We start from the raw sequence: 26377 nt of genomic DNA, 5'->3' as shown, positions 1-26377 counted from the left end.
CGGAACCGGTCCGTCACGCCTTCGGGCTCAGCATCCCGGCCTCGACCAGCTGATCGAGAGCCGCGACGACCAGCGACCGCGGATCCCCGTCCGCCGGCCGCCCGAACTCGGCGATGACGTCATCGACGACCTCGTCGAGACCTCGTCCGGCGCGCAGCGAGTCCCAGATGGTCGGGGCGATCCCGTCGAGCACATGCACCCAGCGCTGGGCGAGCACGATCACGCGGTCTCCGCACCGGATGGCATCGGTCACGGCCGACAGATCGAACTCGGGGTTCTCTCCGTCGACGGCGGCGGGCTCCCACTCCTCGTGCACCCGGGTGTGATCGAGGAGCTCCGGCACGATCGGCGGCACCGTGGAGGCATCGGGATAGGTCAGCCGCACGACGCCGCCGATGCGGTCGCACATCTCCGCGAGGGTCTGCAGCGGGCGCGGCAGCTCCGCGAGATAGCTCATCTGCGGTGCGAGCTCTGCGATCGCCTCGGGAAAGGCGACCTGCTCGATGCTCGGCGCCGGATGCTCCGCGTCGCGGGTGATGAGCACCAGCGCGGTCAGCGTCAGGGGCGCGTCCGGCACGGGCTTCAGTCCCGCGGCATCCGGGGAGACCTGCTCCTTGGGACGCCCGTCGCGCACGACCGACAGCGGCTTGCGGTACGGCACGACGGCGAGGTCGGTGCTGAGCGCGATCGTCTCGTCGGACACGTAACCGCGCTCCGCCCCGAGTGCGCGACTGAGGGTGGTCTTGCCCCGCCCGGAGGGACCGACGAAGGCCACGACCCGGCCGTCCGGATCCGCGACCCCGCAGGCGTGGAACATGAGCATCTCGCCGCTGCCGCGCCCCAGCGCGGCGAGGGTCACCCGCACGGTGAGCGTCTCGGAGAGGGCCTCCGGCTCGAGCGCGGCGGTCACGGAAATCGTGTCGTCGGGCTCGATGGCCTCGTCGAACCGCAGCCGTGCTCCCTGCCACGAGGCACGGATCGCGTCGACCGTGGCGTCATCGAGGTCGTCGTCGAATGTCAGCCGGATGCGGGCGCCGAGAGCGCTGACGTCGAGCGGGGTGCGCCCCCCGCCCCCCTGCGCACCCGCAAGGGGCACGGTCACGCCGCCTCCGATGCCCCTCGACGACGGGGCTTGTCGCCGTTCACGGTTCCCGACGGCAACTCCTGGTCATCGTTGCGGTAGTACTCGCCGTGGTACTGGTAGCCGTAGTACGCCGCGCCGCTGCCGCGGCGCGGCACCCGGTTCAGCACGAGTCCGAGCGCACGGGCGCCGGCGCGATCGAGGTTTCCGATGGCTTTGCCGAGCACCTCGAACGTGGTCTTGCCGACCGTGCCGACGATGACCGCGCCATCGGCGCTGTGTGCGAGCACGGCGGCATCGGTGACAGGGATGAGCGGCGGGGCGTCGACGATGACGATGGCCTCGCGGGCGATCGATTTCAGCAGCTCGCGCATCCGGGCCGACCCGAGCACCTCGCTCGGGTTCGGCGGCACCTTGCCCGCCGCGACGACGAGCAGCTGACCGTTGCCGAAGCGCTGTGCGACCTCGGCGATCGTGGCGCGCCCTGCGAGCACATCGGAGATGCCGGCGCCCTTGGGCAGGCCGAACACGGTGTCGATCATCGGACGGCGGAGGTCGCCGTCGATCAGCACGACGGGCTGGCCGCTGGAGGCGAGGGTGACCGCGAGGTTCGAGGCGATCGTCGACTTGCCGTCACCGGGCAGCGGGCTGGTCACGACGATGATGCGCGGCGGGTTGTCGACGTCCATGTACTGCAGGTTGGTGCGCAGCTCGCGCATGGCCTCGCCGATGCCGAACAGGTGCGCGTTGTCGCTCGTGCTGCTCGTGCCGCCGTCGAAGGGCAGCAGCCGGTTGTCGGCCGTGAAGGTCTTCTCCTCGGGGATCGTGCCGACCACAGGCCTTCCGGTCTCGCGCTCGACCTGCTCCACCGAACGGATCCGGCGATCGAGGGTGTAGCGCAGCAGACCGTACCCGACGGCGACGGCGAGACCGATCAGCGCACCGAGGGCGAGGGCGAGCCTCGTGTTCGGCGACGACGGGGAATCCGGCAGGCGCGCGGAGTCGATGGGGCTGAGGAAGACGGCGCCCTTCTGCGCGGGATCGGTCGTCTCGAGCCGGTTGACCTCCGCGCCCATCGAGCGCACCCAGGCTTCGGCGATGTCGCGCGCCTTCTCGGGAGTGGCGGCGTTCGCGCTGACCATGAGCGTGGTCGTGTCGACGGTGTTGGTGACGGTGACCTGCTTGACGAGCTGGTCGGGGCTGACGTCGAGGCTCAGATCCTTGATCACCCCGTCCGCGACGGCGCGCGACTGCCCGAGTGCGACGTAGGTCTTCACGCGACCGGAGGTCAGCGAGTTGCCGAGCATCGCGGAGCTGAGGCTGTTGTCGCCCGCGTCGGCGGCGGTGTTCGCCTGCACGATCGCGGACGCGTCGGCCGTGTAGACCTTCGGCTGCAACAGGGTCCATCCGAAGGCGACGGCGACACCGAGGAGCGTGATGAGGACCATCCCGAGCCAGTGGGCGCGGAACACCCGAAGATACTCACGCAGATCCATGCAGACTGTCCCCCTCGCTCCGCTCACCCTTGCGAGGGCGAATAGTCAACGGCCTTCCGATGCTACCGGAAGCACGGTCCGCGACGCGACACGGCGGTACCGCGCCGGTATCGGGTGACTGCGACGGACGACCGTGCCCTGAGCCGCTGGACCTCGCCCACGCGAAACCGCCCCGGTTCCCTGATGGTGCCAGGAACCGGGGCGGGTGCGGCGCGTCGCGCGGAGTGATCAGCCCAGCGGGGTGAGCACCGGGTTGCTCGGCGTGAGGTCGGTCCAGTTGACCGTTCCGGTGCCGAGGACGATGGTGCCGAGGCTGGACGGGCTGGTGATGTCGAAGCAGAGCTGGTAGCTGCACTCGATCTGCGGGATCGGGAGGAGCGGGATGAAGATCGCCGTGAAGTTGAAGCACACCTTGGTGGGCACCTTCGGCGTGTACGGCGGGATGAGGTCGTTCGGCATGTTGATCTGGCCGAGCACGGAGAAGGTCGAGTCGAAGGCGCTGATCTGGCCGATCGTCCCCGCACCGGTCGTCCCGCCGATCGTGAACTGGTTGGTCGTCCCGTCGCTGAACGAGATGCTTCCGCCGAGGCCGAGAATGGTGTACGCGGGCTTGAAGAAGCCCGTGTCGCAGGCAGAGCTGTCCAGGTTGAACGCCAGGGTTCCGGTCACCGTGCCGAGGTTCAGCAGGGTGACGGCCTGCGCCGTGAACGCTCCGAGTGCTCCCGTCTGCAGACACCCGCATCCGGGATTCGTGACGCTCGCGGCGGACACGGGCATCGCGGCGGCCGCGGCCACGACGGGAACGGACCATGCGGCGCCCTTGAGCACCGTGCGACGGGCCACCTGCTTGTTGTTTTCGATCTTGGACATACGTCTCCCCCAGTGCGTTTACGTTGGATGACCGGAAGCGTTACGGGTGCTTCACGGCAGTAGTCCGAGCATGTCGACGCATGTCGCTCACGCGAAGATTCTTGTCGTCGTACCGCACAAAATCGTCGCGAATACGACGAAACCGCTGTCGCGACGTGCGCGATCCTTGTCGCCGGCAGACCCTCGGCGTGCTTTCGCCATCGTGAACCGCTCTCCGCCGCCCGCAGACACGACAAAGGCCGCTCCCTGAGGAGCGGCCTTTGCAGAAGAGATCGTCCGGTCGGGCTCAGCCCGCGGAGCAGAGGATGAGGGTCTGCTGCAGCGTGCCCACGCTCTTCGTGCCGGGGCCCGCGGTGTCGCCGGCCGGCAGCGTCAGCGTCGCCGTCGTGTTGGTGAGCACCGAGACGCTCAGCAGCCACTGGATCGTCATCGTGCCGCCGGCGGGGATCGGGCTGGTCAGCGTGATCACGGCGTCGTTGGGGCCGAGCAGCGAGACCTGGGCGAGGCCCTGGCCGCTGAGCGAGATCAGGTTGAGGGACACGAGAGCCGTGCTGTGGATCGTGATCTGGGTGCCGGCCGGGATCGGCGAGCTGCCCGCCGTGACGGTGAAGCCGGCGCCGAGTGCGCCCAGCAGGCCGCAGTTGCCGTCGACGCTGAAGCCGTTGATCGTCGACGCCGCGGCGAACGGCGTGGCAGCGGCGGCCGCGACGACGGGAACCGACCACGCGGCGCCCTTCAGCACCGTACGGCGCTGGACGTTCTTCGTTTCACTCATGTATTTGCTCCTCCGGGGCGTCAGGTGCGGACGTGGGGACGTCCGGCGCGACGGCGTACTCATCAGTGGATGCGGGGGCATCCGGCCGTGCACAGGAGTCATGCTGTCGGCGGTTCCGCCTGTGCCGCCGCACCGAGGTCGCCTCCCGCTCGACACCGGTCGCATTCCGCCCGGAAGCCCGTGACCCGGCATGATGGACGCATGTCCTCCGACGCCGCGGCGCCCGCGCCTCTCTCGCCCCGCCCGCTCTGGCGGCGGATCACGGGCAGCTTCCTGTTCCAGCTGTGCGCCGCGTTCGTCGTGTTCGGGCTCGTCCTGTCGTTCGTCGCGAAGCCCTACTGGGTGCCGTCCGGATCCATGGAGCAGACCCTGCAGGTCGGCGACCGGGTGCTCGTGAACCGCCTCGCCTATGTCGGCGGCGCGGCGCCGCACACCGGCGACGTCGTGGTCTTCGACGCCGACCAGGCCTGGGACGGCGCAACACGCCCTCCGGAGAATCCCTTCAAGGCCGCGTTGCGCTGGGTCGGCGAGGTGACCGGTTTCGGCCCCTCCGGGCCGCACACCCTCATCAAGCGGGTGATCGCCGGTCCGGGGCAGACGGTGAAGTGCTGCACGGCCGAGGGGAAGCTCATCGTCGACGGCAAGCCGCTCGACGAGCCCTACGTGTTCCAGGACCTCCCGTTCCGCCCCGGCGCGCTGGACTGCACGACGACGCCCCTCTCCTCACGCTGCCTGCCGGAGGTGACGGTCCCCGAGGACTCCTATCTCGTGATGGGCGATCACCGTTCGAGCTCCTCCGACGGCGCCGTGCAATGCCGAGGACGCACCGAGCCGGATGCCGGTTGCTGGCGCTGGGCCCGGGCCGAGGACATCGTCGGCAAGGCCGTGGTGGTCCTCTGGCCGGTCAACCGCTGGTCGGGGCTGTAACCCCGGCCATCCGGAGGGTCCCGGCGTCACCCGGCTCCGCGCATGATGCGCGCATGCTCCGCATGGTGCCGCGGGCAGGCGCACGGACGTGACCCTCACCGGGGAGAGGGTCACGTCCGCCGAAGCGCGTGCGCTACCGCGTCACGGGCAGGTGCATCCCGGAGGGGTGGAGTCCCAGCTCACCGTGACCTCGATCGGATCCCCGACGTGGTCCGTGTCACCGGCGGCCGTCGGAGTGTGGCCCCACGCGGCATCGAGCGTGAGCGAGCCGTTCTGCCAGTTGAAGCTGTTCGTGTTCTGCCCGCCGATGAGGAACTGCTGCGTACCGCCGTTCGCCGCGATCTTGACCGGCAGCGGAACCACCGCGACCGGAGAGAGCACGGGATCCGGCTGGGACTGCGACACGATGGAGACGCTGTAGATCCAGATGTCGAGCGGGCTGTTGTTCGTGATGTAGACCGGAACGCCGTAGCCGAATTTGAACACGACGCCGTTGCACGTCACCGATCCGCCCGGGGCCTTGCACGCGTCGCCCTGCGTCACCGTCGGCTTCGGACCGGAGGTGGCGAAGGCGGGAACCGGCGCCGCCAGCGCGACGGCGGGCACTGCCCAGGCCATGGCCTTCGTGACCGTACGCCGGCTCACACCAGTCGGCTGCTCGGATTCCGTCATGATCGTCCCCTTGACTCACCGCTCGGCGGAATCCCCAGATTCAACACCCGAGCGCCACCGAGCCCCCAGTGGCCCCGATGTCCGACCTCAGTATCCCACAGGCGACACGCCAGGGAAAGGCACTTCTGGATTTGCCGACCAGAATTCTGGTATGAGGTGCGCCGGGGCCTCTCCGAACGGGACATCGCACTACTCCCGTGTGACGATGGTCGCGTGCGCCTGGTCTACGTCTCCCCCGGCCCGCTCGACGCGAAGGCCGTCGAGGGGCTCTCCGAGTTCGCGGCGACCTGGCCGGGCGATGTCGTCGCCGTGGTCCCGCACGCCGGCACCGTGGCCGCCCAGGACGTGCGGATTGTCACCGAGTCCGCACCCTCCGTCACGTCCGTGCGCGCCCTCGCCCCCGATGTCGTGCTCGCGCTGCACCGTCCGGAGTTCGGGTGGCTGACGGAGCTCGCCCCCGCCGTCTTCACGGCGGAGTTCGATCGCCGGATCCGCGTCGAGCAGCAGCGGGTCACCGCCGGGGGCGCGATCGATCGGGCCCGGATCGCCCTCGGACAGCGGCGCCGAGAACACGTCTACCGCGACATCGCAGGCAGGGCTGCGGGGCTCCAGTGCAACGGCCACGCCGCCTGGGACGCGTACGCCGCGCTGAGCCCGCGACCGCTCCTCTTCCGCGACCATCGGATCCGCCGGGCCGACCTCGACGCCGCGAGGGACCGGCCGACCTGGCGCGGCGAGCGCCCGCTGCGCGTCGCGTTCTCCGGACGGCTGACGGCCGTCAAGGGCCCCGGGACGGTCCTCGAGGTGGCCCGGCTGCTGCCCGAGGTCGAATTCCTCCTGCTCGGCGACGGAGACCTGCGCGCGGATCTGCAGCGCGCCGCGCCGTCCAACGTGCGGTTCGAGGGCTTCCTCGACTTCGAGACCTGGAAGTCCCGGATGCGGGACGAGGTCGATCTCGCCCTCCTCCCACATCCGCAGGGCGACCCCTCCGGCACGTACTACGAGGCGCTCGGCTGCGGCGTGCCCGTGCTGGGCGTGCGGAACGCCACCTGGCCCCGGCTGGCCGCCGAGGGCCTGGGCTGGGCGGAGCGGGACGCGAAGGCGCTCGCCCGGAGGATCCGATCTCTGGACCCGGAGCAGCTCGACGCCGTGCGCACGCATGCCCTCGGCGCGTTGGAGCCGTTCGAGTCCGTCGCCGCCCGCCGGGTCGCGCACCTGGTCGAGGTCGCGGAGCACGCACGCCCCGGCGCCTGACCGATCGCGCCGGCGGCGGCGAGGATCGCGCCGGCCGGCTAGACCCCGCGCCGTCCGCGACCGATCCCGCGCACGCCGTCGCGCACCCGCTTGCCCGCCGCGACGAGACGCGGGAACCGAACGCGCAGGCGCTCGAGCGCCGCATACCGGAAGCGCAGATCCGCGATCTGGTCGTGCTGATCGAAGAGGAAGCGGAACAGGTCCTCGGCGTGGTCCGCGTAGGCCTGGGTGCTGTTGCGGAAGATCTGGGAATGCGCGGCGATGAGGTCCTCGCGATCCATGCTCGAGTTGACCGAGGAGCCGTCCGCGCCGATGCGGTAGAAGAACCGCACCCCATCGAGGCGATACGGCTCGCCGCCGCGCGCCAGCACGCGCATCACGAAGTCGTGGTCCTCGCGGCCGCGGCGCATCGACTCGTCGTACCCGCCGATCGCGGTCCAGTCCGCGCGCCGGAACAGCGCCGACGGGAAGATCTGGTTGTGGATCAGGAAGCCGGCCCAATCGAAGTCGGGGAGCCGCCAAGGGCCGGAGTAGCGTCCGAACAGCTCGGCGCGGGCGTAGGCGAGCGGGATGTCGGGACGCTCCTCGAGCACGCGGACGGCCTCGGCGATGTAGCGGGGATCGATCCGGTCGTCGCTGTCCACGGGCATGAAATAGGGGGCGCTGCTCGCGGCGATACCGGCGTTGCGCGCGGCGGAGGGGCCGGCGTTGTCCTGCCGGATGACCCGCGCCCTGTCGTCCTCGCGGAGCGCATCGAGCACGCTGAGCGTGAGGGGATCCGTGGAGCCGTCGTCGACGACCACGATCTCGAGGGCCGGATGCGTCTGAGCGAACACCGATTCCAGGGTCTCGGTCAGGGTCGCGCCGGAGTCGAACACCGGGATGACGACCGCCACTCGCGCCGTCGGATCCACCGTCATGCGCCGCCCCTTCCCTCCTGCGGTGCTGACATCGTACCGGTGACGATTCCGCCGTCCCCCGCTCGGCCGCCGCGCGGATCCTGCCGTCGACGCACCCGGAACCCGCCGTCGGGGCGCTCACTATGCTGTGAGCGTGCGCACCCCCAGCGATCACCGGCACGGAGCGCGCTCGGCGGCGCGAGGAGAGGCGCCGGGCGCGCCGCGGATCGTGATCGTCGCGCAGGAGGCGCCGACGCTGCCGGCGGACAACGCCGGGGCCGGATATCTGATGCGTCTCGTGCGCGAGCTGCGCGATGGCGGAGCCTCGGTCACCGTGATCGTCCAGGACTCCCCTCAGGGGCGCAGGGCGCGCGCGGACGCCGACGGGTACGGAGTGATCCTGCTGCCGCCCGCGGCGCCGCCGAGGGGCCTGGGGGCCGCAGTGAGCAGCATCACGCGTCGCCTCGCACCGGTCAGGGCCCCGCGCGGGTTCCTGGCCGCGATCCGGCGCGATCCGGGCGCCAGGGCGGCGCTGGCGTCGGCGGACGTGCTCGACGTGCAGTGGCCGACGATGGCGGCACTGCTGCCGGCGCTGCGCCACGACGCCGCAGGTGCCAGACGGATCGCGACGCTGCACGACGTCGCCAGCCAGGGCCTGCGCCGACAGAGGCGGCGGAGCGGATCCTGGCGCGCCAGGGTGCGCTTCGCGACCTCGACCGCCCTCGCCCGACGGATCGAGGCGCGCACGGTCGCGCTCGCGGATGCGACCGTCGTGTTCAGCGAGAAGGACCGGGCGCTGCTGCCGAGGTCGGAGCGGGTCGAGGTGATCCTCCCGCCGCTCGCCGCCGCGGCAGCACCCTCCGCGGCCGCACTCTCCGCGGCGGCGGGCGCGACGGAGGACGGACCGCCGGTCGCGCTGTTCGTCGGGCCGATGCACCGCGGGGAGAACCGGGAGGCGCTGCAGTGGTTCGCCGACCGGGTGTGGCCGCTCGTCCGGGCCGCGGTGCCCGATGCCGAGCTGCGGGTGGCAGGGCGGGCGACCGACGCGCAGCGCGCCGAATACGGGGCGACGCCGGGGTTCCGGATGCTCGGCTTCGTGGACGACCTCGATGCGCTGTACACGACCGCCGCCGCGGTCGTCGCCCCGCTCTGGGTGGGCGCGGGCGTGAAGTTCAAGGTCGTCGAGGCGCTGGTGCGCGGCGTTCCGGTGGTCGGCACCGCTGTCGCGTTCGAGGGGATCGGCGACGCCGCGCACGTCCCGGAGGCGCAGGAGACCGCCGCCGGGTTCGCGGACGCGCTGATCGAGACGCTCCGGGATCCCGCCGCCGCCCGCCGGGCCGCGGCATCCTGGCGGACGTGGGCCACCGAGACCTACTCCGCGCACGCGTTCGCCCGCCGTGTCGCCGGGCTCTACGGGCTCGCGGACTCGTCCGGAAACGATCCCCTCGCGCGTGCCGAGACCACCGCGGCCGCGGGATCCGCGGACCCTCCGCTCGCGACGGTCGTCATCCCCGTGCGCGACGGCGAGCACGGCATCGCGCGGCAGCTCTCGGCCCTGGCGCGCCAGGACATCGCCGGTCGGCTCGACGTCATGATCGCGGACAACGGCTCCCGCGACCGCACGGCTCAGGTGGCGCTCGCATACCGGGGCGACTTCGCCGATCTGCGCGTGATCGATGCCGGGGCCAGGGTCGGCGTGAACCACGCGCGCAACGCGGGGCTGCTCGCCGCGCGCACCGAGGCGGTGCTGCTGTGCGACCACGACGACGAGGTGCACGACGGCTGGGCGCGCGCGATGGTGCAGGCACTCGCGTCGGCCGATCTCGTCGGGGGCGGGCTCGTCCACGTCGAGGACCGCGGCGGTCGCGCGACCGCCGCCGGCGAGGCCACCGCCCTGAGCTCCGTGCTGGGGCACCTGCCCTACGCGACGGGGGCGAACCTCGGGGTGCGCAGATCGGTCGCGCTCGGCATCGGCGGTTTCGACGAGGGCTTCCGCCGCGGTCACGACGAGGTCGACTTCGGCTGGCGGCTGCAGCACGCCGGGGGGACGCTCGCGTACGCCCCGGCCGCCGTCGTCTCGTACCACCAGCGGTCCACCCTGCGCGGACGCGCGCGACAGTACTACCACTCGGCCAGGACGAGGGTGCTGCTGTGGATCCGCCACCGCGACGGCGCAGAGCTCGATGCGCTCTCGGGCCGCGGCGCGTTGGGGGACGTGTTCCGGGCGTGGCGCCACGTGCCGGAGCTGTTCCGATCCGAGACGCGCGACAACGCGGCGCGTGCGCTCGGGTGGGCGTGGGGAACCCTGGACGGGCACGTACGGTACCGGCTGCTCGGAAGGATCCCTGCGGTGCAGACGATCGCCCCGCCACTGCTCGCGGCGGCGGCTTCGGTGGCCTCCGCCGCCGCACCCGATGCCGAAGAGGCGCAGGACGCGCCGGTCGTCAGCGTGATCGTCCCCGTGTTCAACGGGGCCGCCACGATCGGGCAGCAGCTCGCCGCGCTGGACACGCAGATCGATGCGCCGCCCTTCGAGGTGATCGTGGTGGACAACGCGTCGACGGACGACACGGCGGCCATCGTGCGCGCGACGGTGCTGCATCGCGCCCCGCTGCGGCTCGTGTCGGCGTCCGAGCGGGGAGCATCGTTCGCACGCAACGTCGGCGCCGCGCACGCCCGGTCCGAGCTGCTGATGTTCTGCGACGCCGACGATGTGGTCTCCGCGCACTGGGTCGACCACGGCTGCCGGAACTTCGCGTCGACGCGGCTGTGGAGCGGCTGGGTCGTGCCGGCCGCGGCCGCCCTCTTCGATGCCGGCGTCGAGGCCGTCCGGGACGTGCTCGACGAGCGCGACGGCGCCCCGTGGCACGCGCCGCAGCCGCGCACCGACACCCCCTTCCCCATGCTGCAGGGCGGCAACTTCGGCATCACCCGCTCCCTCTTCCTCGAGCTCGGCGGGTTCGACCAGTCGCTGCCGTCGTCGTTCGAGGACCTCGACCTCGGCTACCGCGCCCGCCGCCACGGGATCGAGGTCGCCTTCGCCAAGGACACCCGCCTCGCCTATCGGCTGCGCGCCCAGGGGGCCGAGATCGCCGTCCGCCAGGTGCGGATGGCTCAGGCGAAGGTGCTGATCGCGACCAGATACCGCGTGCAGGCGGAGGTCGCGGATCCCCCCTGGCCCGCGCTCGCGCTGCGCCTCGCGGGCGCGGCCGCGCGCATGCCGTCGCGTCCGCGGGCCGAACGCGACTGGCCCGGCCTCGCCGGCCGCGCACTGTTCGTCTGGGGCGTCTTCTCCGGCACCGTGCGCTACCGGTACCTCCGACTGCTCCCCCGTCCCCGGCTCGGCGCCGGGCTGCCCGCACGCGCGACGCCCCCCTCCCGCTCCCGGAGGAACGCATGACCGCGGCCGCCCGCGTGCGGACGGCGCTGAGGGCCCGCGCGCTCGTCCCGCTCGGGCGCCTCTTCGGCGCGCCGCGCGTGCAGCTCACCTCCCCGCTCACCGGCGCCGGCAACCACCTCTACGACTGGCTGTGGGCGTACCGGAACGATCGGCCAGGATCCCCGGCGCGCGTGCAGCACCAGCCGAGCATGGATCCCTGGCTGGCGGAATTCCCCCTGCTGGCCGAGCTGACGATGCCCCTCGCCGACGCGCCGCGCCTCTTCGCCGACTTCCGCGGCTCGCACGAGGACATGTTCGCCCAGCACTTCACCCGTGCCGAGGTGGACCGGTTCTGCCGTGCGCTGGTGGCGTCGTCGTCGCCCTTCCGCGAGCGGCTGTCGCAGGCCGAGGACGAGCTCGGTCCGGGTGCCGTCGTCGTCAACGTGCGCCGGGGCGACTACTACGCGCACGACTTCCTGCAGGCGGCCTACGCCCTCGACATCGAGGGATACGTCCGCGCGTCCCTGCGCGAGCTGCGGGGACGCGGAGTCCCGGCGGACGAGGTCGTGGTCGTGTCCGATGACGTCCCCTGGTGCCTGCGGCATCTGCCCACCGTCGTGGACCTGCCGTTGCGCCCGCTCGCGCACCGCGTCTCGGCCCTCGACGACTTCGCCGCGCTCGCGGCCGCCCGCGCCCTCGTCCTCGCCAACTCCACGTTCTCGTTCTGGGGCGCGCATGTCGCAGCCGCGCTGCGTCCCGACACCGTGGTGCTCGCCCCGCCCTATCACCTCATCGACGACGGCGTGCCGGACCGGAAGCGGTTCGACCCCGCCTGGCAGGTGGTCGACCCGTGAACGCGCCAGAGGCCTCGGTGATCCTGTGCGTGCGCAACGGCGCGGCCACGGTCCTCCGTCAGCTCCACGCCCTCGACGCGCAGCGGGAAGCACCGTCGTTCGAGATCGTCGTGGTCGACAACGGCTCCACCGACCGCACCGCGGAGATCGTCGAGGCCTGGCTGGCCGATCCAGGACGACCCGCCGTGCCGGCCCGCCTCGTGTCCGCTGCGGACCGGCCGCACATCCCCTACGCCCGCAATCGCGGCGCGCTCGCCTCCCTCGGCCGGATCCTGGCCTACTGCGACGCCGACGACGAGGCGGATCCGTTCTGGCTCTCGGCGCTGACCGGATGCCTCGACCAGGACGGGATCGCCGGCGGGCGGATCGCGGCGCGCACGGCCGAGGGCGTCGAACAGCCCGGTGTCTTCCCCGATGCGCTGGTCGCCACGCACTACCTGCCGCACGCGGGCAACGCGAACCTCGCGCTCACCCGCGCCTGCTTCATCGCGATCGGCGGCTACGACGAATCCCTGCCGCGATACGGCTACGAGGACGTGGATCTCTCCTGGCGCGCCCAGGAGCAGGGGTTCCCGATCGGGTACTGCGGCGGGGCGGTCATGAACTTCACGCTGTCGTCGAGATCCGCCGCGGTGCGCAAGCAGTACCTGATCGCCCAGGGCAGGGTGCTCATCTCGCTGCGCCACCCGGCCGCGTATCAGCCGTTCACGCTCGGGGCCTGCCTGCGGGTGCTCGGCGGCAGGCTCGCCGCGCTGCCGTACCGCATGCTGCGCCCCGGGCCGCACCGCAGGAGCCGCCATCTGGGCTGGGTGGTCAACGCTTTCGGCAACCTCGCCGGCTGGTGGACCTACGTGCACCGGGGGCACGACGCGGATCCGATACTGCTCGCGCCTTCGGACTTCGCCGGACCTGCGGCCGCCTGAACCCTCAGCCCAGCCGCTCGCCTCGACCCGCGACCTCTCGCAGCACGTCGGCGACACGCGCCCAGGTGCGATCGAACGTCAGCCGGGCCTCCACCTCGGCGCGCGCCGCATCGCCGACGCGCTGCCGCAGCCCCGGGTCGCCGATGGTGCGACGCACGACCTGCGCGACGCCCACCGGATCGTGCAGCGGCAGAGCCAGGTTGCTGCGCCCGTCGTCGAGGTACTCCGCCATCGCGGCCGTCCGGGTCACGGCCGTGCACCGGCCGCAGGCCATCGCCTCGAGCAGGACGCTCTGCCCGGTCGGATAGGCCAGATCGTGCGTCGGCACGACCACGAGGTCGGCGGCGCGCAGGTTGTCGCGGTGCGCGGGCATCGGCACCGGCGCGTGCACGGCGACGTTCGGCGGGAGCGGGATCTCGGCGAAACGCTCGGGCTGGGTGAAGAGGTCGTAGCGGATCTCAGGGGTGAGCCGGGCGGCCTCGACGAGCGTGAGGTAGTCGCGGCCTCGATCGATGCCCATCGCCGCCACCTGCAGCCGCGGACGCACCGGCGCCGAGGGCGTGTACCAGGCCTCGTCCACCCCGAACGGGACGGGCACGACCTTGTCCGCGACACCGATCCGCGCGAACGCCTCGGCCTGATTGCGCGAGAACACCACGATCGCGTCCAGCGCACGGGCCGTGCGGGCGATCCGCCGCCGCTGCTCGTCCGAGCCGTGCAGGATCTCCTCCGCCCACCAGCACGACACCGCCACGATCGGAGGGCGCGCATAGGGCGGTATGCGCCGGCGCCGCAGAGCGGCGGGGAGCACCGCCTTGTCCTCGAGCAGGCACAGCACCGCATCCGCGCGGAGGGCCCGCCAGGCGCCGCGCAGGGCCAGGTCCTGCGCGACGCCGCTGCGATGCTCCGCCACGTCGCGCAGCTTGCGGTGCAGCGCGCCCCGCGCCGGAGGCACCGTGACGAGGTCGATCCCGTGCGCGGCGAGCAGGTCGACGCGATACGGGCCGGCGACCCGCTCGACCCCCGGTTCCCGGTGCGGGCCGCGCCCCATTCCGGCGTGGTCGAACAGGCCGAGAACGCGCAGTCCGCGGCCCGCGGTGACGCTCACGAGCGCTCGGCCCCGAGCTCGCCCAGCTCGACCATCCGCGCGAAGGCGGGAACGGTGTCGCGCACCTGGGCGAAGGTTCCCTCCGCCTGAATCCGGCCGTCCCCGAGGAAGACGAGCTTGTCCACGTCCCGCACGGTCGACAGCCGGTGCGCGACGATGACGATCGTCAGCTCGCCGTGCATCGCCGCGAGCGAGCCCGCGATCTGCGACTCGGTCTCGTTGTCCAGTGCGGAGGTGGCCTCGTCGAGCACGAGCACGCGCGGAGACCGGTACAGGGCCCTGGCCAGTCCCAGCCGCTGCCGCTGGCCGCCGGACAGGCGCGTCCCGCGCTCGCCGATCGTCGTCTGCAGTCCCTCGGGCAGCTCGGCGACCAGCGCGTCCAGTCGCGCCAGCCGCAGCGCCCGATCGACCTGCTCGTGGTCGACCTTCTCCGCCGCCACGCCGAACGCGACGTTCGCCTCCACGGTGTCGTTGAGCAGGAACACGTCCTGCGGCACCACCCCGATCCCGGCGTACCAGCGGGCCGGATCCTGGAGGATCGGCACTCCCCCGCATTCGATCCGGCCCGCCGTCGGCGTGAGGAGTCCCAGGATGAGATCGATCAGCGTCGACTTGCCGGCCCCGCTGGATCCGACGAACGCCGTGGTGGTGTGCTCCGGGATGACGAGGTCGATCGCCCGCACCACGGCATCGGGGGAATCGGGGTAGGCGAACTCCACGCCGCGCAGAGTGATGTCGCCGCGCAGGGGCTCTGCCGTGACGGGCTCCTCGACGTGCGCACCGGCGCTGGTCAGATCCTCGATCGCCTCCGTGAGGATCTGCATGCTGGCCTCGGCGCCGCGCACGGCCCCCACGTTCTGCGCCATGAGGTTCATCGTGGGCAGCGCACGCATCGCCGCGGCGCCGAAGAGGCCGAGGGTTCCGATCGTGCTCGCCGCGGATCCGGTCGTGAACAGGGCCGCCGAGACCACCGCGATCGAGAGCGCGAAGAGCACCTGGGACACCGCGGCGGGCACGGCACCCAGCGTCGTGAGCATCCGGTTCGCTCCGGCGAGCTCCTTCTGGGACTGCTCGTAGCGTCCGAGCAGCCGCGCCCCGGATGCCGACAGCCGCACCTCGCGGAAGCCGTGCACGAGCGGGATCAGCGTCGCCCAGCCGCGCAGGTTCGCCGCGGTCGACGCCTCCCCCGTGCGCCGCTGCGCGGGTTGCAGCGAACGCTGCATGATCGCCATGGTGCCGCCGAACAGGGCGACCGTGAGCACCGTGACCACCGGAGACACGGCGAGCAGCACCACGCTGATCGCGACCAGGGTGAGGGCGCTCGTGTAGATCGTGAGCACGCAGGTGAGGGCGGCGCCCACGGTCGCCGTGCCGCCGATGTTGCGCAGGATCTCCGCGTCGGAGCGGCGCCGGTGCGAGACGTAGGGCTCGAGGCTGTAGGCGCGCAGCATGGCGGTGTTCGCGGCGACGGCGAGCCGGGCCGAGCGGCCGGCCTGCCACCACACGAGGAGCACCGACAGCCCGCTGCACACCAGGAACAGCAGCGCGATCAGGACGGCGAACGCGGGGATCAGCCGTTCGGGCCGCCCCGATCCGAGCAGCTCCGCGACCCACTGCACGATGCCGGCGTCGCTGTGCCCCTGTGCGATCAGCTCCATGAGCGGCACCATCGCCGCGACCGGGATCGTGCCCAGGGCGGTCTGCGCGAGCATCAGCACCGCGGCCAGCGCGATCCACGGCGCCGGCCGCATGCCGGAGAGACGCAGGAGCGCTCCGAGTCCGCGGCGGACGGTGCGATCGAACACGATCAGCATGGGCTCTCCCCCTTCCCGGTGCTCGTCGTCAACTTCTGCGCGGTGCCCGCGCTCCGCCCGACGCCCGCGACCCCGCGATAGACCTGTGCGACGGCCGTGGTCATCTCGTCCGTCGAGTTCAGTCGATCGTAGGGGACGCGGGGGGCGTCGAGGAGCGCGGCGGCGACGGCCGGGACGTCATCGGGATCCACCAGCCGTTCCGTCCCGACGATCTCGCCGTTCCCTCCCGCCGCGGACGCCACGACGCCGAGTCCGTGGGCGACCGCGTCGAGCAGGGTGTAGGAGCAGTTCTCCCAGACGGAGAGCTGCGCGATGACGTCCGCCTCCGCCATCGCGGCCTCCGGATCCACGAATCCCGGGAAGGCCACGGCGACGCCGAGCCGCGCCGCCTGCGCCTCGAGCTCGGCGCGCAGCGGGCCCTCGCCGGCCACGGTCAGCGTCGCCTCCGGCTGTTCCGCCTGCAGGGCGGCGAACGCGTCGATGAGGGCGTCGATCCGCTTCTCGGGCGCGAGTCGGGACAGCGCCAGGATGCGCGGAGCGCCGCCCTGCCGCCTCGGCGCGGCGGAGGCGGGGATCTCCACGCCGTTCGGGATCACCGCGATCGGCCCGCGCGCATGCCACTTCGCGCGCATCGCGGCGCGGGTCGCCTCGGCGACCGCGATCGCGGCATCGAAGCGTCGCAGGCGGACCCGGTGCACGACCGCCATGATCCTGGCCTGGATCGAGGAGTGGTGGTACACGACGTCGTCGCCCGCGATCCCGTGCTCCGTCGTGACCCGCCGCACCCCGCGCGGCAACGGCGTGCCGGCGACGACGATGTCGGCGAAGGCGAGGTGCGAGTGCACGACGGCGGGCCGCGCCAGGCGGACCGCCGCGCGCAGGGTGCGACCGGAGGCGACCGCCCCGGCGGCCGGGCCGAAGGCGCCCGTGATCACCGCCGTCCCCTGCTCCCGCAGCCGCGCGGCGAGCGGCCCGTCCGGGCACAGCACGGCGACCGTCCAGCCGGGGATCCCGGCTCTGGTCGCGTCGAGCACGTGCCGGGCGACGCCGCCGATCTCCGCGACGGGCACGACCCAGAGGGCGGTCCGCGTCGCGCTCCGTGCCTCATCCCGCCACGCCCGCACCTGCGCGATCCAGCGATCGGCCATCGCCTCGGCCGTGAAGGTGCGCTCGTACGCGGGGACGTTGCCGGCGCCCCAGTGCGGATCCTCCTCCCGCCGGGCCAGTGCTCGGCGAATGCCGCCGACGACGTCGCCCGGCGCGCACAGCACCGAGTCCGGCAGGAGCCGGTGCTGATCGATCCCGCCGCCGACGGCGGTGAAGACCAGCCCCCGTCCGAGCGCAGCGGCCTCGAGCGGCAGCAGATCGAAGTATGCGACGCGGTTCGGCACCACGAGCATGCGCGCGGCCGCGATGACGGGGACAGGGTCGTCGCGCCAACCGAGGTCGCGCACCGCGGGCGACGGTCGCCGGGACGGTCCCGCCCCGAGCGTGCTGAAGCGCAGCGCCGGGTTCTCGGCGTGCAGGGCCTCCGCCGCCGCGAGGAAGAGGTCGTAGCCCTTGTCGGCGAGGTAGCGGCCCACGAACAGGATCCCCGGATCCTCGGCCGCGGGGGCGACGGCCTCCTGCTCCCCCGGCGCGCTGCGCGGCTCCGGCACCCCGGAGAGGAGGTGATGCACGGTTGTCCCGGCGAGGATCTCCCCGAACGCCTCGACGTAGGCGGTGGCGGCATTCGGGGTCGGGAACACCACAGCGTCGGCCGCGCGGAAGAGCTCGCGTTCGACCCGGAGCATGCGCCGACGGGTCAGAGCGCTGCGGATCCCGTGCTCGTGCGGGTGCATCGCCGCGTACTCGTCCGCGGCGACGGTGGGACTGTGCGGCATGTACCAGACCGCTGCTCCGCTGCCGCGGGCGAGCCTGGCCCGCCGTGCGTCCTGATACCCCTGGAGGATGACGAGGTCGGCGGCCGTGATCTCGTCGCGCAGCGGATCCGGGATCCCGCCCTTGAGTGCGACGCCCACCCGATGCCGGAGCCTTCCCAGCGCGGCGCGCGGACTCGTGCGGCGGCGAGCCCGGCGGGCCGGCCGCTCACCGGTCGCCCGGTTGCGGCGCTCGGTCACGATCCCGGAGAACCGGACGTCCAGATCCGGCGGCGCGAGGGCCGTGAGCGCCTGACGCAGGTTCCAGGTGTAGCCGGCGGGGCCACCACCGGGGGCGATGAGGTCGCACACCACGAGCACGCGGGTGATGTCAGACATCGTTCACCACCTCGTCGGGGCGCCGCTGGCCGGACAGTCCCGCGGCCTCGACGAGCCAGGCGACGCGCTTCTCCGCGGCCCAGCGCGGCATCCGGCTCAGGGCGCGGTCCGCCCGCCGCGCACGGGCCTCGAGCGCGGCCCGTCCGTCTCGGGCGGCCGTGCGGTCCACGATCCGTCCCCAGGCCCCGCGGGCGGGCGGTGCGGCGCCGAGGGCGGCCGATCCGTGCTTGGCCTCGAAGGCCCGGCGCGCGGCGCCGGCGTGGAAGGCGCGCCGCACCCGGCCCTCGGTCGTCGTGGCCGCGACATGGTGCGGGGTCTCCAGCTCCGGCGCGAGCAGCACGGGCACTCCCGCCACATGCAGACGGTAGCCCCAGTCCACGTCCTCCCAGCCGTAGGCCCGGAACGCGGAATCGTACCCGCCGACCCGTTCGTACGACTCCCTGGTCACCGACACGTTGCCGGCCCAGTACCTCCACCGGCGGTCGGCGGGCGCGGCGTAGGCCTCGGCGCGGAAGCGCTCGTCGCGGGGCTCCCCGTATACGCGTGCGTACGGCGTCGGCGGGAACACGTTGCGGTACAGACCGACGACGCCGCACGACGCCCCGGCGTGCCGGGCGAGGTGCGCCGCCACGTAGTCCGGTCCAGGGCGGAGGTCGTCGTCGCAGCGGATGAGGACCTCGCCGCGCGCCTGGGCGAAGCCCGCGTTGAGCGCGGTGGATCTGCCGCGGTTCTCCGGCAGCACGAGCGCGCGCACGGGCAGCTCCCCGGCCGCCAGGTCGACCACCGCGGCGGACTCGTCGACATCGCCGTCGATCACGACGATCGCCTCCCACGAGCTCTCCGTCTGCAGACGGAGAGCGTCGAGCAGGTGCAGCAGGCGCGTCGCGCCGCCCCTGGTGGGGACCACGATGCTCGCACGCAGCGCGGTCATCGCACGGCCTCGTCGCGCGCCCGCAGACAGAGCGCGGCCACCCGCTCGCCCCAGGCCGCCCAGTCCAGCGCCTCCGCGTACCAGGCGGCGGCGCTCGCGCGTGAGACGCCGCCCTCCGCGCCCCGTGCGAGCGCGGCGAGCCGCTCCCCCGCCGCAGAGGACGCCGCGTCGTCGGGCACGAGCCATCCGCTGCGCCCCTCCGCCACGATGCTGGGCACGCCGCCGACGCCGGTCGCGATCGCCGGCAGCCCGTGCGCGGCCGCATCGGTGAGGGCGACACCTGCGGCGTTCGCGCGGGCGAGTTCGAGCAGTACGTCGGCGCGCGCGTATTCGGCGGACAGCTCGTCCGCGGTGAGCCGTCCCGGGGCGCGCACGTCGTCGGGAAGGGAGGGCGCGGATCCGATCACGGTGAGCGCGATGTCCGCTCCTGCCGCCCGCGCCTGCGCCACCGCGTCGAGAGCCCGGTCGCCGCCCTTGCGCTCCCAGTCGCTCGCGACGACCAGCACCCGGAGCGGGCCTCCGGCCGCCGCGTCCGATGTCGCCGGCGCACGGTCCGCCGCCGTGCGCGGCAGGATCGCCGCCCCCGGCGGCGCGACGACCACGCGCGCCGGGTCCGCACCCGCACGCACGAGCCCGTCCGCGGCCCACTGCGAGGCCGCCACGTATCCCGCTGTGCGCCGCGCCGCGAGCGCCCCGATCCGCCGCACCTGCATCGCCGACAGCCGGCTCAGCCCGGTGAAGACGGAATAGCGGTCCTTCAGGTCGTCGAACGCGGCGTCCACGTACTGGACCACCGGCACGGATCCGCCCAGTCGGGCGACGTCGACCGAGGCCGCCACGGCGAACACGACGTCGACCCGCGCGGCCCGCAGTCTCGCGGCGGCGGCGCGTCCGCGGGCGCGCGCGGTCGCCAGTCCGAAGTCCCACAGGTACGTCCGGCGCGACAGCCGCGCGGCGGCCCGGTCGAGCAGCGCCGCCGGGACGTCGTGGGTCGAGACCGGCACGACGTCGGCGACGTCGGCGAGCGCGCCGAGCATCGGGCGGATGATCCCCGACCACGCCCCCGGGTCGTCCGTCCGCCACGGGGTGAGGAAGCCGATCCTCACAACCACGCCTCCAGCCGGTCGAGCGCGGTCCAGAAGCCCGCGCCGTTGTCGACGTGCCCCTGCCAGATCTCCGGGATGAACGTGACCCCGGGCAGGAGCGCGTCCAGCTGCGCGCCGAACGCGGGCCAATCGATGTCGCCCTCCCCCACCTGCACGCCCTCGCCGTCGACGCCGGTCGCGTCGACCAGGTGCAGGTGGATCGTGTATGGGGCGAGCAGGTCGACGGCCTCCGAGAACGCCATGCCGAGCCAGGTCGTGGCGAGCTTGGTGTGCGAGGCGTCGAAGACCAGCGGGGTGCCGGTCTCCGCGGCGAAGCGTGCGGTGTCGCGCGGATCCACGAACAGGTTGTGGAACTGCTGCCCGCCCATGAGCCAGGGATACGGCGGGAGCGTCTGCGCGGCGATCCGCACGCCGTCGGCGTCGAGCCGGGAGAGTGCGTCGGCGATGCGGGCGTACTTCGGGCCGCGCGCGGACGACGGCAGGTGCCGGTCCTTCGTGAAGCCCCCCATCGTCACGACCATGACCGGATCCGTCTCGGCGGTGAACCAGCGGCGGAGGTCGCGCGTGATGTCGATCGTGCGCTGCACCTCGCGGATCGAGCGCTCCCAGATCTCCGGGTCCTCGGAGGCCAGATCGACGAGGAAATCGCCCGCGAACAGGTCGGGCAGGTGCGTCGTGAACGCGATCGGCAGCCGCTCGGCGAACACGTCCGAGGGCGGGACCTCGAGATCCTTGTACGAGAAGTGGAACTCGAGGAAGTCGGGGTTCGACTGCGCCCGGAGCGCGGCGGCGTCGTGATAGCGCACCGGCAGCCCCCACGGCCGGCGGAACGTGAACGGCCGCCCGGCGGGGGCGGCGTCGTGCAGGTCCCCGTCGAAGAAGAAGTCGCCGTCCGCGAGGTCGCGGGCGAGGGTGCGGCCGAGCAGCTGCGGAAGGGCGTTGGGCTGCAGCCCGCGGCCCGGGCTCTTCACCGCCACGTCCGCCGCCGCGATCACGGTGCCGGCGGCGAGCGGATGTGCGGCGACGAGCGACTTCGCCAGGGTCACCCGGTTCATCTGCTCGCCGGTCGAGACCGTGCGCGCGGATCCGGATCCCATCGACGCCTCGATGTCGCGGATCTGCTCGACCATGATCCGGAACTCGTCCGGGAGCAGCGAGACCGTGTGGTCGTTGCCCTCCATCCCGCGGTCGACGGTGAAGTGCTTCTCGATGATGTGCGCGCCGCGGGCGACGGCGGCCACGGGCACGTGCCAGCCGCGCTCGTGGCCGGAGTAGCCGACCACGCCCTGACCGATCTCAGCCAGCCGGTCGAGGTAGCTGAGGTTGAGGTCCTTGTACGGCGCGGGGTACGTCGACTGGCAGTGCAGCAGCGCGAACGGCGCGCCCTGGCCCCGCAGCAGCGCCGCGGTCTCGAGGATCTCACTCTCCCGCGACATCCCCGTGCTGAGCACGAGCGGCACCCCGCGCCCCGCCGCATCGAGGATCAGCGCATGGTTGGTGAGGTCGGCCGAGGCGATCTTCATCGCGGGGATGCCGTAGTCGGCGAGCGCCTGCACGCTCGGTGCGTCCCACGGGGTGCACATCACGTCGACGCCGGCGGCGCGGGCGTGATCGAACACCTCGTACAGGCGCTCCGCGGGCAGCGAGAAGCGGCGCAGCAGGTCGAGCGTGTACTGCACGCCGAGGTCCTCGCCGGAGCTCGCCGCCCCGCGCTGCCGGTACAGCGCGTCCATGTCGCGCAGCTGGAACTTCACCGCGTCGGCGCCGGCGTCGACCGCCAGCTCCACGAGCTGCTTGGCGAGATCGACGGATCCGTTGTGGTTGTTGCCGATCTCCGCGATCACGAACGTCGGATGCCCTGCCCCGACCTCGTGACCGCCGATCCGCAGCGTGCCGGTCTCGTCGACGGCGATCGCCCAGAGGTGCCCCCGGTCATCGACGATCGGCACATGGTGCACGCCGTCGCGGCCCAGCAGCGGAGCGATCTCCGCGACGGGCGCGCCTCGCGGCACCGTGCGCGCCTCGCGGTTCGCGACCGCGGCGCACGAGACGTCGAGCGAGGCGTCGGGGTTGGCGATCAGCCACCGCCGGAAGTCGCCGTCGGAGAGAGAACCGAGGAGGATGCCGTGCGCGTCGACGCAGAACACGATCCGCTGCCGGTTCGCGTTGATCTTGGCAAGGCCGGTGAGGATCGGATCCTCCCCGAAAACGATGTACGGCGCGATGTCCCGTTCGATGATCATGAGCGCTCCCCCCTCTGTGCCCCTCGCGAGACACCACTTCCTGCGCGGGACACCACGTCACGACTGTCGTCTCGTGCAGGATCTGGTTTCTCGGCGGATCCCGCGGCCGAAGCCGCGAGGTCCCCCAGCACCTGCTCCGCGATCCGCAGGTCCACGAGCGTGTCGATGTCCACGCCCTCGGCCTCGTCCATCACGAAGAGCCCCACACGGCCGCCGATGCGGTTGTCCTCCCGCTCGTACAGCTCGGTGCGGGTGAGGTAGAGGGATCCGGTCTCCTGGTAGAAGAAGTCCTCCGCGCGCAGGTCCTGCCGGCGCGGACGCGCGGCGGGGTCGTACTCGGCGGTCGCGCTGCCGTCCTCGGCGGCCGGGTGCCAGAAGAACGGCGTCTGCGGCACCACGCCGACGAGGCTGTCAACCCCGGTCTCGATGAACTCGCGCACCGCACGGGCGAGCGTGCCGGGCAGTCGCACCGGCGAGGTGGCCTGCAGCAGCATCACCACGTCGGGGCGACGCCCCTCGGCGGCGCGGTGGCGGATCGCGTGCAGGATCACCGGCTCCGTGGGAGTGGCGTCCTGCGCGAGCTCCGCGGGCCGCAGGAACGGCACGTCGGCGCCGGCCTCCCTGGCGATCGCCGCGAGCTCCGGATCGTCGGTCGAGACGAGCACGTCGAGCGACGCGGCGAGCGCCTGCTCGATGCTCCACACCAGGAGCGGCTTGCCTGCGACGACCCTGGCGTTCTTGCCCGGCACGCCCTTGGATCCGCCGCGCACGGGGATCACGCACAGGATGCTCATCGTCGCCCTTCTTCCGTGATGCCCTGCACCGCACCGGCGATCGCCCTGGCGGGCTCGACGGCGGGGCGCACCGGGGCGCGGGTGGCGGATCCGCCCCACACGCTCAGCTCGTACCGGTCCCAGAACTCCCGCACCCAGTCGGGCGGGCGCACGCATGTGACCCAGGCGTCTCTGCCTGCGGCCGCGGCCTCGAGCACGCCCGTGGAGAAGATCGACACGACGGGCGCCCGCGAGGCCGAGAGCGGTCCGGACGCGTCGAACCGGATCCCCTGCCGCCGCCACCGCGCATGCTGCCAGCGGGACAGGCGGTCGACCTCGGCGGGGTGCGGGCGGTACAGCGCCCCGTGCGCGCGGCAGAAGGCCGCCGCGGTGGCCGCGCTGAGCCGTCGCGGCAGCTCCGCCCCGTGCAGCTGTCCGAGGAAGACCGGGGGCGCATCCGCGGGAATGCGTCCCGCTCCCGCGCTCCCGGACGCGGCCCACAGCAGCTGGCTGCCCACGACCTCGCTCGTCACGTCGGTCCGTCCCGAGCGCCAGTAGTCGGCGTCGCGCTCCGAGAACGCGAGCAGGTGGGCGCTCTCCGGCAGCGGCGCCATGAACGGGGTGAGCAGTCCGTGCTGCACCACGAGGTATCTCCAGCCCCGCGCCCGAGACCACGCGAACGCGGCCGCGCCCACCGGCAGGAAGTGCCCGGCGGAGACGACCGCCCGCACCGCCCGCAGCGATGCGGGCGCCGCGCCGGGGTCCACCGGCTCCACCCGCCAGGCGCCGGGCAGCCGCGCCGAGACGTCCGCCGGAGCGATGACCGCCACCGGGGCGTCCCCCAGGTGGGCGAGCGGCTCGAGGATCGAGGCGAGCGCGGTCGGGGTCACCGCATCGAGCGCGAACAGCACGGCCGGATCCGCTCCGCGCAGGTGCAGCGCGAACGAGGACGGCGCGGCGGGGGAACGCACCGCATCGCGCACGCGCCGCACCACGTGCCTGCTGCGCTGCCAGCGCCGCCACGCATCCAGATCCGCCGGGAACCGCAGCCCGGGGGGCATCGAGACTCCGGTCACGCCCATGCCGCACGCACCTCTCGCATGCGGTGCACGAGCGTGTGCTCGGCGAGCGTGCGCCGTCGTCCGGCGTCTCTGATGCCGCGCGCCCAGCTCTCGTCCCGCCTCGCCCGGCGCACCTGGTCGACGAGCTCGTCGTCGCTGCGGAAGACGAGCGTCTCGGATCCGACCTCGTAGTGCTGGGCGACGTCGGGCCGGTCGATGAGCTGCAGGGCGCCGACGCCCGGCGCCTCGTAGGTGCGCATCGAGAAGCCGTCGTGGCCGTCGCCGTGGATGTTGAGGGTGGCGGCGCTGCCCGCCATGACGCCGAAGTACGTCGCCCGGTCGATGTCGCCGTGCGCGGGAACACCTGCCCCGCGCCAGCGCGCCGTCCGCAGCACGTCCCAGGGGCTCCGGGACCACTCCCGCCCGTACACCTCGACGGCCTCACCGGCCTCGGAGAGCACCCGCAGCAGGCGCTCCCGCTCCGGGTAACGCGCGCCGATGAAGCTCGTGCGGTGACTGGGGCGCGGGGTGAACGGGGTGAGCGCGTCGAACCCGTCCGGCAGCACCGCGGCATCGATGCCCCGGCCCTGCAGCGTGCGGGTGTCGTCGGGGCTGTAGCTGAACACGCGGTCGACCGTGCCGAGCGTCTCGTCGTCGTAGCGCATCCGCGCGAGCTCGTCGTAGAGCCACAGGGCGCTGCGCGCGCCCGACGCGGCGAGCGCGTGCCACCAGTCCGCCTCGAGGGCGTCGCCCTTCACGACGAGGACGGCATCGGGGTCCGTCTCCGTCAGCGCGCGGATCGCGGCGGCCGTCGCGGCCCCGCGCACCCGGGCGGCGAGAGCGGATCCCGGCGCGCGGTGCGCGAGGGCGTTGCCGATCCCGCCGGCGTCGTAGCAGTGCACGGTCACGTCGAACTGGAGCGCCTCGAGCGCCGCGGCGAAGGCGCTCCAGTATCCGTGGAACACCGGGCTGACCAGGAGCACCTTCATCGCTCGCCTCCCGGCCGGATCGCCGCGAGTTCCCGCCGGTACGTCTCGAGCGGCCGCACGTCCCGCCCGAACATCCGCCGTCCGGCGTTGAACGCCAGGTTCACCGCGCTCGCCGCCCTCAGCCCGAACCGGAGCAGCCCCGGATGCTCGCCCCACTTCTCGGCGTACCGGATCCGCGCTTGGGTCACCCAGCGCACGCGACGGGCGGAGTCCGACGAGCCGCCGCCCTCATGCCGCACCTGCACCGTGCCGAGGAAGATCGAGGGCACTCCCGCCGCGGTGAGCCGTCGCTGCAGGTCGACCTCCTCGACGTTCATGAAGTACCGCTCGTCGAAGCCGCCGACCTCGCGGAACACGTCGGCGGGCATCAGCAGCGCCGCCCCCAGCACCCAGTCCACCGGCAGCACCGCGCCGGCCACGCAGCGGGTGTCGTGTCCGACGGCCTCCTCCAGGCTCGGCCGGAATCGGGCGAGCGGCGTCAGCCACTCCACGACGTGGTGCCTGGTGCGCGGCCAGCGGCGGCCGGTCCACTGGGTGACATCGTCGAGGCCGACGACCATGGGCGCCGCCACGGCCTGCGGCCATGGCGCGGCCGCCGCAACGAGCGACGACACGAACGCGGGATCCAGCCGCAGGTCGCTGTTCAGCACGAGCAGCCGCTCCTGGGAGGCGGCGGCGACCCCGGTGTTGACGGCGGCGCCGAAGCCGCCGTTGGTCTCGCGACGCAGCACGGTCGCCCCGGCCGCGTCAGGGAACGGATCGGGCGACGCGTCGTCCACCACGATGAGCTGCAGCGGGGGCGCGCCGACCTGCGCCCGCAGCGCGTCGAGTAGTGCGAGCGCCGGAGCCGGGTCCCCGTAGTGCGGCACCACGACGGAGATCCCGCTCGGCGTGCGGTCGCCGGAGGCCTCGAGGGCGCTCATGGGGCCTCCCCCGCGCGGTCCTGACCTGTCACAATCAGACC

At 72.9% G+C, this 26377-nt stretch carries 21 protein-coding genes; 5 read left to right on the top strand and 16 right to left on the bottom strand.

Annotation, left to right across the window (positions count from 1 at the left end; translation table 11 throughout):
• Window positions 1-13: 13 nt before the first annotated feature.
• The 4 genes from ACFC1J_RS06490 to ACFC1J_RS06475 form a co-directional block, all read right to left on the bottom strand.
• A complete protein-coding gene (locus ACFC1J_RS06490) occupies window positions 14-1102 on the bottom strand; it encodes a hypothetical protein (protein ID WP_375903577.1) in 1089 nt (362 codons plus the stop codon).
• A complete protein-coding gene (locus ACFC1J_RS06485; RefSeq protein WP_375903576.1) occupies window positions 1099-2577 on the bottom strand; it encodes a polysaccharide biosynthesis tyrosine autokinase in 1479 nt (492 codons plus the stop codon). The genes ACFC1J_RS06490 and ACFC1J_RS06485 overlap by 4 nt, the downstream gene beginning before the upstream one ends.
• Window positions 2578-2805: 228 nt before the next feature.
• Window positions 2806-3447 carry a hypothetical protein gene (locus tag ACFC1J_RS06480; RefSeq protein WP_375903574.1) on the bottom strand — a complete coding sequence of 214 codons (642 nt, stop codon included), beginning with the start codon at window positions 3445-3447 and terminating at the stop codon, window positions 2806-2808.
• Window positions 3448-3733: 286 nt separating this feature from the next.
• Entirely contained in the window at window positions 3734-4222 is a 489-nt protein-coding gene (locus ACFC1J_RS06475) for a hypothetical protein (protein ID WP_375903572.1), read from the bottom strand.
• A gap of 201 nt (window positions 4223-4423) precedes the next feature.
• Between ACFC1J_RS06475 and lepB the strand changes: the two genes are divergently transcribed.
• Window positions 4424-5149: a signal peptidase I gene (gene lepB, locus ACFC1J_RS06470; RefSeq protein ID WP_375903570.1), complete on the top strand. Its 726-nt coding sequence runs from the start codon at window positions 4424-4426 to the stop codon at window positions 5147-5149.
• A gap of 141 nt (window positions 5150-5290) precedes the next feature.
• Here lepB and ACFC1J_RS06465 read toward each other — a convergent pair whose 3' ends face one another.
• Window positions 5291-5821: a hypothetical protein gene (locus ACFC1J_RS06465; protein ID WP_375903568.1), complete on the bottom strand. Its 531-nt coding sequence runs from the start codon at window positions 5819-5821 to the stop codon at window positions 5291-5293.
• A gap of 213 nt (window positions 5822-6034) precedes the next feature.
• Here ACFC1J_RS06465 and ACFC1J_RS06460 point away from each other — a divergent pair, with 213 nt between their 5' ends.
• Window positions 6035-7075, top strand: coding sequence for a glycosyltransferase (locus ACFC1J_RS06460; protein WP_375903566.1), 1041 nt, complete (start codon window positions 6035-6037; stop codon window positions 7073-7075).
• 38 nt (window positions 7076-7113) lie between these two features.
• On the opposite strand, the gene ACFC1J_RS06455 is transcribed toward ACFC1J_RS06460, so the two are convergent.
• A complete protein-coding gene (locus tag ACFC1J_RS06455) occupies window positions 7114-7995 on the bottom strand; it encodes a glycosyltransferase (protein WP_375903564.1) in 882 nt (293 codons plus the stop codon).
• A 133-nt stretch (window positions 7996-8128) separates the two neighbouring features.
• Here ACFC1J_RS06455 and ACFC1J_RS06450 point away from each other — a divergent pair, with 133 nt between their 5' ends.
• From ACFC1J_RS06450 to ACFC1J_RS06440, 3 genes are read left to right on the top strand one after another with little or no spacing between them, the layout of a single operon-like run.
• Entirely contained in the window at window positions 8129-11374 is a 3246-nt protein-coding gene (locus ACFC1J_RS06450; RefSeq protein WP_375903562.1) for a glycosyltransferase, read from the top strand.
• Window positions 11371-12207, top strand: a complete 837-nt coding sequence (locus ACFC1J_RS06445; protein ID WP_375903560.1) for an alpha-1,2-fucosyltransferase — start codon at window positions 11371-11373, stop codon at window positions 12205-12207. Before ACFC1J_RS06450 ends, ACFC1J_RS06445 begins: the two co-directional genes overlap by 4 nt.
• Window positions 12204-13130 (top strand): glycosyltransferase family 2 protein, encoded by a 927-nt coding sequence (locus tag ACFC1J_RS06440; RefSeq protein WP_375903558.1) that lies wholly within the window; start codon window positions 12204-12206, stop codon window positions 13128-13130. The genes ACFC1J_RS06445 and ACFC1J_RS06440 overlap by 4 nt, the downstream gene beginning before the upstream one ends.
• 4 nt (window positions 13131-13134) lie before the next feature.
• Here ACFC1J_RS06440 and ACFC1J_RS06435 read toward each other — a convergent pair whose 3' ends face one another.
• From ACFC1J_RS06435 to ACFC1J_RS06390, 10 genes are read right to left on the bottom strand one after another with little or no spacing between them, the layout of a single operon-like run.
• Complete coding sequence (locus tag ACFC1J_RS06435) at window positions 13135-14238, bottom strand: glycosyltransferase family 4 protein (RefSeq protein WP_375903556.1); 1104 nt, start codon at window positions 14236-14238, stop codon at window positions 13135-13137.
• Window positions 14235-16052 (bottom strand): ABC transporter ATP-binding protein, encoded by a 1818-nt coding sequence (locus ACFC1J_RS06430; protein WP_375903554.1) that lies wholly within the window; start codon window positions 16050-16052, stop codon window positions 14235-14237. Before ACFC1J_RS06430 ends, ACFC1J_RS06435 begins: the two co-directional genes overlap by 4 nt.
• The gene (locus ACFC1J_RS06425; RefSeq protein WP_375903552.1) at window positions 16046-18310 is read right to left on the bottom strand and encodes a glycosyltransferase; all 2265 of its coding nucleotides are present in this window, start codon (window positions 18308-18310) and stop codon (window positions 16046-16048) included. Before ACFC1J_RS06425 ends, ACFC1J_RS06430 begins: the two co-directional genes overlap by 7 nt.
• Window positions 18303-19241 carry a glycosyltransferase family 2 protein gene (locus tag ACFC1J_RS06420; protein WP_375903550.1) on the bottom strand — a complete coding sequence of 313 codons (939 nt, stop codon included), beginning with the start codon at window positions 19239-19241 and terminating at the stop codon, window positions 18303-18305. Before ACFC1J_RS06420 ends, ACFC1J_RS06425 begins: the two co-directional genes overlap by 8 nt.
• Window positions 19238-20353: a glycosyltransferase family 4 protein gene (locus ACFC1J_RS06415; protein ID WP_375903548.1), complete on the bottom strand. Its 1116-nt coding sequence runs from the start codon at window positions 20351-20353 to the stop codon at window positions 19238-19240. The genes ACFC1J_RS06420 and ACFC1J_RS06415 overlap by 4 nt, the downstream gene beginning before the upstream one ends.
• Window positions 20344-22590, bottom strand: coding sequence for an N-acetylneuraminate synthase family protein (locus tag ACFC1J_RS06410; protein WP_375903546.1), 2247 nt, complete (start codon window positions 22588-22590; stop codon window positions 20344-20346). The genes ACFC1J_RS06415 and ACFC1J_RS06410 overlap by 10 nt, the downstream gene beginning before the upstream one ends.
• Window positions 22587-23384 (bottom strand): cytidylyltransferase domain-containing protein, encoded by a 798-nt coding sequence (locus tag ACFC1J_RS06405; protein WP_375903544.1) that lies wholly within the window; start codon window positions 23382-23384, stop codon window positions 22587-22589. The genes ACFC1J_RS06410 and ACFC1J_RS06405 overlap by 4 nt, the downstream gene beginning before the upstream one ends.
• Entirely contained in the window at window positions 23381-24445 is a 1065-nt protein-coding gene (locus tag ACFC1J_RS06400; RefSeq protein ID WP_375903542.1) for an RNA-binding protein, read from the bottom strand. The genes ACFC1J_RS06405 and ACFC1J_RS06400 overlap by 4 nt, the downstream gene beginning before the upstream one ends.
• The gene (locus ACFC1J_RS06395) at window positions 24436-25413 is read right to left on the bottom strand and encodes a glycosyltransferase (protein WP_375903540.1); all 978 of its coding nucleotides are present in this window, start codon (window positions 25411-25413) and stop codon (window positions 24436-24438) included. Before ACFC1J_RS06395 ends, ACFC1J_RS06400 begins: the two co-directional genes overlap by 10 nt.
• The gene (locus tag ACFC1J_RS06390; protein WP_375903538.1) at window positions 25410-26336 is read right to left on the bottom strand and encodes a glycosyltransferase family 2 protein; all 927 of its coding nucleotides are present in this window, start codon (window positions 26334-26336) and stop codon (window positions 25410-25412) included. Before ACFC1J_RS06390 ends, ACFC1J_RS06395 begins: the two co-directional genes overlap by 4 nt.
• Window positions 26337-26377: the final 41 nt, after the last annotated feature.

It is taken from the genome of Microbacterium sp. NPDC056052, assembly GCF_042266785.1.
GTDB lineage: Bacteria > Actinomycetota > Actinomycetes > Actinomycetales > Microbacteriaceae > Microbacterium.
Note: the sequence above shows the minus strand (reverse complement) of the source record. Positions and strands in the feature narration are given on the sequence as shown.

Excerpts from the sequence above, each read along its gene's own strand:
- ACFC1J_RS06475 (WP_375903572.1), bottom strand. The coding sequence starts at position 4,222 with ATGAGTGAAACGAAGAACGTCCAGCGCCGTACGGTGCTGAAGGGCGCC.
- ACFC1J_RS06465 (WP_375903568.1), bottom strand. The coding sequence starts at position 5,821 with ATGACGGAATCCGAGCAGCCGACTGGTGTGAGCCGGCGTACGGTCACG.
- ACFC1J_RS06480 (WP_375903574.1), bottom strand. The coding sequence starts at position 3,447 with ATGTCCAAGATCGAAAACAACAAGCAGGTGGCCCGTCGCACGGTGCTC.
- lepB (WP_375903570.1), top strand. The coding sequence starts at position 4,424 with ATGTCCTCCGACGCCGCGGCGCCCGCGCCTCTCTCGCCCCGCCCGCTC.
- ACFC1J_RS06430 (WP_375903554.1), bottom strand. The coding sequence starts at position 16,052 with ATGCTGATCGTGTTCGATCGCACCGTCCGCCGCGGACTCGGAGCGCTC.
- ACFC1J_RS06485 (WP_375903576.1), bottom strand. The coding sequence starts at position 2,577 with ATGGATCTGCGTGAGTATCTTCGGGTGTTCCGCGCCCACTGGCTCGGG.
- ACFC1J_RS06390 (WP_375903538.1), bottom strand. The coding sequence starts at position 26,336 with ATGAGCGCCCTCGAGGCCTCCGGCGACCGCACGCCGAGCGGGATCTCC.
- ACFC1J_RS06405 (WP_375903544.1), bottom strand. The coding sequence starts at position 23,384 with ATGAGCATCCTGTGCGTGATCCCCGTGCGCGGCGGATCCAAGGGCGTG.
- ACFC1J_RS06410 (WP_375903546.1), bottom strand. The coding sequence starts at position 22,590 with ATGATCATCGAACGGGACATCGCGCCGTACATCGTTTTCGGGGAGGAT.
- ACFC1J_RS06445 (WP_375903560.1), top strand. The coding sequence starts at position 11,371 with ATGACCGCGGCCGCCCGCGTGCGGACGGCGCTGAGGGCCCGCGCGCTC.
- ACFC1J_RS06425 (WP_375903552.1), bottom strand. The coding sequence starts at position 18,310 with ATGTCTGACATCACCCGCGTGCTCGTGGTGTGCGACCTCATCGCCCCC.
- ACFC1J_RS06400 (WP_375903542.1), bottom strand. The coding sequence starts at position 24,445 with ATGGGCGTGACCGGAGTCTCGATGCCCCCCGGGCTGCGGTTCCCGGCG.
- ACFC1J_RS06420 (WP_375903550.1), bottom strand. The coding sequence starts at position 19,241 with ATGACCGCGCTGCGTGCGAGCATCGTGGTCCCCACCAGGGGCGGCGCG.
- ACFC1J_RS06395 (WP_375903540.1), bottom strand. The coding sequence starts at position 25,413 with ATGAAGGTGCTCCTGGTCAGCCCGGTGTTCCACGGATACTGGAGCGCC.
- ACFC1J_RS06455 (WP_375903564.1), bottom strand. The coding sequence starts at position 7,995 with ATGACGGTGGATCCGACGGCGCGAGTGGCGGTCGTCATCCCGGTGTTC.